Here is a 4,808-nt window from a genome sequence, read left to right as displayed (position 1 = left end):
CCTGCCGCGTTACGAGACGCTGCAGCCGGAGTACAACCTGTACGACCGCGCCGGCTACGAGGCCGAACTGGAACCGCTGGCGCGCGAGCAGTCGCTGGGCGTGATCAGTTACTACTCGCTGGCCAGCGGCTTCCTCAGCGGCAAGTACCGCAGCGCCGACGACGCCGCCAAGAGCAGCGCGCGGGGTGCCAAGGTGGTGCAGCAGTACGTCAACCCGCGCGGGCTGCGCATCCTGGCCGCGCTCGATGACCTGGCCGCCCGGCACAAGGCCACGCCGGCGCAGGTCGCGCTGGCCTGGCTGATCGCCCGCCCCGGCATCACCGCCCCGATCGTCAGTGCCACCGGCGTGGAGCAACTGCACGACGTGCTCGCCGCCGCGCGGCTGGCATTGTCGGCGCAGGAAATCACCCAGCTGGACCAGGCCAGCGCCGACCACACCTGAATGCGCAGGGCATTGGACGCCAGGGAGGGCGCCCAGTAGGATCGGCGGCACAGGGGGTAGACCGCGAATGGAGTCCTACCCATGAAGACCACATCCGCAGCCCAACGCGATTTCAACCGTGACGCCGAACTGGCCTACTGGCGCGGCGTGCATGCCATCGGCCGGCTGGGCCAACATGATTTCGACCATTACCAGCGCCTGCTGGAGATGGGTTACGACGTCTACCAGGCCTATCCGCGCGCCAACGAAGAGCAGCTCTACAAGGTGCTGCAGGACAGCTACCACCGCCACCAGCCGGCCCTGGCCGTGCCGTGGGACGAAGCCCGCTGGCTGGTCAGGCACGCCTGGCACCACGCGCAGCTGCACTGAACCGGTAGCGCCGGGCCATGCCCCGGCGCAGTCTGGCTGCGCGCTACCGGGCGCGGGTCATTGGGCGAACGGGGCGGTGCTGATCGCCTGCGCCAGGTGGTCCAGGAACGAGGTGATCCGCGCCGACACCGCGGTGTTGCGGTAGTACACCGCGTGGATGGGCTGGCCGATGCCCAGGTTCTGCCGGGGCAGCACCTCCACCAGCGTGCCCGCGTCACGGTCACGCTCGGTCATGAAATCGGACAGGCAGACGATGCCCGCGCCTTCCAGTGCCAGACGCCGCAGCGTTTCGCCGCTGGAGACCGCCAGCACCGGGCGCACGTGCAGCGACCCGCCGTCAGCGCCGCGCACCGGCCAGTAATTGAGTGAATCCGGTTCGTTGAAGCCCAGCAGCGCGTGGGTTTCCAGCTGCGCCACGCTGCGCGGGGTGCCATGCTGCTGCAGGTAGGCCGGGCTGGCCAGCACGCGCAGCCGGCTGTGCGCCAACGGCCGCGCGTGCAGGGTGGAATCGGCCAGCGGGCCGATGCGGATGGCCACGTCGGTACGCCGTTCCAGCAGGTCGATGTAGCGCTCGCTGCTGTTGAGTTCCAGCGCGACCTCCGGGTAGCGCGCGCGGTAGCTGGCCACCAGCGGTGCGATCACGTGCAGCACGAACGGCATCGCCGCATCCACCCGCAGCCTGCCCGAAGGACGCTCGCGGCGCGCCGCGATCAGCTCTTCGGCCGCCTCCACCGAGGCGACGATGGCGCGGCACTGCGCCAGGAACGCCTCGCCTTCCTCGGTCAGGTGCAGGCGCCGGGTGGTGCGGGTCAGCAGCGTGGTGCCCAGCTTTTCCTCCAACCGTGCCAGCGCCCGGCTCACCCCGGAGGTGGTCTGGTCCAGCTGCTCGGCCGCGGCGGTGATCGAACCGGCGTCGATCACCGCGATGAAGGCCTGCATCTCATCAAGGGTGGTTTTCACGAGGAATGCGGCCAGCCGGGATAATTATTGACTCTAAATCAACAATCATTGCACCGGGAAGCGGTTTTTCCGCAACAGTGTGGCGCGCAGACTGCGCAGCCTCTTCCTCCACCGGTAATTCCCATGTCCCGTGGTATTCCCCTCGCCCTGTGGGCGCTGACGCTGGGTGCCTTTGCCATCGGCACCACCGAGTTCGTCATCGTCGGGCTGATCCCGACCATCGCCGCCGACCTGCAGGTCAGCCTGCCCTCGGCCGGCCTGCTGGTGTCCCTGTATGCGCTGGGCGTGGCGATCGGCGCGCCGGTGCTCACCGCACTGACCGGCCGGGTGCCGCGCAAGACCCTGCTGGTCGCGCTGATGGCGCTGTTCACCGTCGGCAACCTGATCGCCTGGATGGCACCGGGCTACGGGCCGCTGATCGTGGCGCGGGTGCTGACCGGCCTGGCGCACGGTGTGTTCTTCTCGATCGGCTCGATCATCGCCACCTCGGTGGTGCCGAAGGAGAAGGCTGCCAGTGCCATCGCCATCATGTTCACCGGGCTGACCGTGGCACTGGTGATCGGCGTGCCGCTGGGCACCTTCATCGGCCAGCACCTGGGTTGGCGCGCGACCTTCCTGGCAGTGGCGGCACTGGGCGTGATCGCCCTGCTCGGCAGCCTGCTGCTGGTGCCCAACAACCTGCCGCGCAGCGCGCCGGCCACCTTCGGCCAGCAGTTCGCGGTGCTGGCGCAGCCGCGCCTGTTGCTGGTCTACGCGATGACCGCGCTGGGCTACGGCGGCACCTTCCTGTCGTTCACCTACCTGGCCTCGATCCTGCAGGAAGTCAGCGGCTTCTCGGCCAATGCCGTGAGCCTGGTGCTGCTGGTGTACGGCGTGTCGGTGGCGATCGGCAACCTGTGGGGCGGACGCTTGGCCGACCGGCTGGGGCCGATCCCCGCGCTCAAGCGCATCTTCGCGCTGCTGGCGCTGGTGCTGCTGGTGCTCACCTTCACCGCCTACAACCCCGTGCTGGTGCTGCTGACCGTGCTGGCGATGGGCGCGGTGGCATTCGGCAACGTGCCGGGGCTGCAGGTCTACGTGGTCAAGCAGGCACAGCGCTTCGTGCCGCAGGCCACCGACGTGGCCTCGGGGCTGAACATCGCCGCGTTCAACATCGGCATCGCCATCGGTGCCTCGCTGGGCGGGCTGGTGGTGGACCACGTCGGGCTGATGCACACGCCGTGGCTGGGTGCGCTGGTGGTGGTGAGCGCCTATGGCCTGACCGCGCTGAGCGGCCGCCTGGATCGCCGCGATGGCATCGATGCACGCGCCGATGGCATCGCCGCCGCCGCGCACTGAGTGACCGACCTTTCCCTGGCGCTGCACGGCATCGCCGGCAGCACCCTACTCCTGGAGATTCCTGATGAACGTTCCTTCCATTGGCCTGGGCACCTACCGCCTCAAAGGTCAGGTACTGATCGACTCGGTGCACAACGCACTGGAGCTGGGCTACCGCGCCTTCGACACCGCGCAGATCTACGACAACGAAGCCGACCTCGGCCAGGCCCTGGCCGCCGGCAAGGTGGCCCGCGAGGACCTGTTCCTGACCACCAAGATCTGGATCAGCAACTTCCACCACGACGCGCTGATCGCCAGCCTGCGCGAGAGCCTGCGCAAGCTCGGCACCGACCACGTCGACCTGGCGCTGATCCACTGGCCCTCGCCGAACGATGAGGTGCCGATGCGCGAGTACCTCGGCGCATTGGCCGAAGCCAGGCAGCTGGGCCTGACCAAGGCGATCGGCGTCTCCAACTTCACCATCGACCTGACCCGCCAGGCCATCGACATCCTTGGTGCGCAGGCCATCGCCACCAACCAGATCGAAGTGCACCCGTACCTGCAGAACCGTGCGTTGATCGCCTACCTGCGTGCGCAGGGCATCCACGTCACCGCGTTCATGAGCCTGGCCTACGGCGCGGTGCTGAAGGACCCGGTGATCCAGGCCATCGCCGACAAGCACGGCGCCACTACCGCGCAGGTCGCCTTGGCGTGGGCGTTGCAGCAGGGCTATGCGGTGATCCCGTCCTCCACCCGCCGCGAGAACCTGGCCAGCAACCTCAAGGCGGTGGCGCTGCAGCTGGATGCGGCGGACATGGCGCAGATCGCCACGCTGGACCGCGGTGAGCGCGTGGCCAACCCGCAGGGCATCGCACCGCACTGGGATTGATGCCTGTTGGTGGTCCCGGGCCATGCTTGGGGTTGGGGTGCGGGTAAAGCAGAAGCGACCCCTCCCCAGCCCTCCCCTGCTGCGCAAGGGAGGGGGCGGCTCCGCTAGATCGGTCGGATCGCCGCACACCCGCTTCTGTCCCCTCCCTTTGGCGCAGCCAAGCGGAGGGTTGGGGAGGGGTGCTGTTGACGTTGACGTTGCCGAACACCGCTCGGCGTCACGCCGACAACCACGCCCGCAGCGCGGCGCTGACCTGCTCGGGCTTCTCCAGTGGCGCCAGGTGCCCGCAGTCCTCGATCACCACCAGCGTGGCCTGCGGCATCAACGCCGCCATCTGCGCGCTGACCGCCAATGGCGGGATCGCATCATTGCGCCCGCACACGATCAGCGCCGGGCCCTGCCAGGCGCGCAGCTCGGCGCTGCCATCCACGCGCGCGATGCGGCTCTGGCGCAGGAACACCTCCACGCCAAGCCGCGAGGTCATCTCGCGCACGGTACTGACCAGCGCATGGTCCTGCAGGCGCGAGGCGTCGATGTAGCTGCGCATGAGCTTGTCGCCGAAGCCGTGGAACGTGCCGGGCAGGCGCACGCTGTTCTGCTGCGCCACGCGCTGGGCCGCGCGTTCCGCGGAATCGGCCTTGTACGAGGTGTCCAGCAACGCCAGCCGCAGCACACGCCCGGGCGCAATGCGCAGGATCTCCTGGGCGATGTAGCCGCCCAGCGAGAAGCCGGCCAGCGCGAAGCGCTCCGGCGCCCTGGCCAGCACGTCCTCGGCGACGGCGCGCAGGTCGTCATGGCCGGTGAGGTCACCGACCTGGCAGTCGGCGATGT

At 68.8% G+C, this 4,808-nt stretch carries 6 protein-coding genes; 4 read left to right on the top strand and 2 right to left on the bottom strand.

Annotation, left to right across the window (positions count from 1 at the left end; translation table 11 throughout):
• Together VA603_RS01240 and VA603_RS01235 are read left to right on the top strand one after the other, a co-directional pair.
• Window positions 1-442, top strand: a 442-nt coding sequence (locus tag VA603_RS01240; protein WP_323437703.1) for an aldo/keto reductase, incomplete at its 5' end; no start/stop codon positions are given.
• 81 nt (window positions 443-523) lie between these two features.
• A complete protein-coding gene (locus tag VA603_RS01235; RefSeq protein WP_132863803.1) occupies window positions 524-811 on the top strand; it encodes a hypothetical protein in 288 nt (95 codons plus the stop codon).
• A 57-nt stretch (window positions 812-868) separates the two neighbouring features.
• Here the strand turns inward: VA603_RS01235 and VA603_RS01230 are convergent, their stop codons facing one another.
• The gene (locus VA603_RS01230; RefSeq protein WP_323437702.1) at window positions 869-1,771 is read right to left on the bottom strand and encodes a LysR family transcriptional regulator; all 903 of its coding nucleotides are present in this window, start codon (window positions 1,769-1,771) and stop codon (window positions 869-871) included.
• A 123-nt stretch (window positions 1,772-1,894) separates the two neighbouring features.
• On the opposite strand from VA603_RS01230, the gene VA603_RS01225 reads away from it, so the two are divergent.
• Both VA603_RS01225 and dkgB read left to right on the top strand, forming a co-directional pair.
• A complete protein-coding gene (locus VA603_RS01225) occupies window positions 1,895-3,109 on the top strand; it encodes an MFS transporter (RefSeq protein WP_323437701.1) in 1,215 nt (404 codons plus the stop codon).
• Between the two features lie 64 nt (window positions 3,110-3,173).
• The gene (gene dkgB / locus VA603_RS01220) at window positions 3,174-3,977 is read left to right on the top strand and encodes a 2,5-didehydrogluconate reductase DkgB (protein WP_323437700.1); all 804 of its coding nucleotides are present in this window, start codon (window positions 3,174-3,176) and stop codon (window positions 3,975-3,977) included.
• 217 nt (window positions 3,978-4,194) lie between these two features.
• Here dkgB and VA603_RS01215 read toward each other — a convergent pair.
• The coding region (locus VA603_RS01215) for an alpha/beta fold hydrolase (protein ID WP_323437699.1) at window positions 4,195-4,808 on the bottom strand (614 nt) is incomplete at its 5' end.

The organism is Stenotrophomonas capsici (assembly GCF_034961085.1).
In the GTDB taxonomy this organism is placed as follows: domain Bacteria; phylum Pseudomonadota; class Gammaproteobacteria; order Xanthomonadales; family Xanthomonadaceae; genus Stenotrophomonas; species Stenotrophomonas capsici.
The sequence above is the reverse complement of the archived record's forward strand: the minus strand, read 5'-3'. Positions and strand labels throughout refer to the sequence as shown.

Coding starts and splice junctions, on each gene's coding strand:
- VA603_RS01235 (WP_132863803.1), top strand. CDS start 524: ATGAAGACCACATCCGCAGCCCAACGCGATTTCAACCGTGACGCCGAA.
- dkgB (WP_323437700.1), top strand. CDS start 3,174: ATGAACGTTCCTTCCATTGGCCTGGGCACCTACCGCCTCAAAGGTCAG.
- VA603_RS01225 (WP_323437701.1), top strand. CDS start 1,895: ATGTCCCGTGGTATTCCCCTCGCCCTGTGGGCGCTGACGCTGGGTGCC.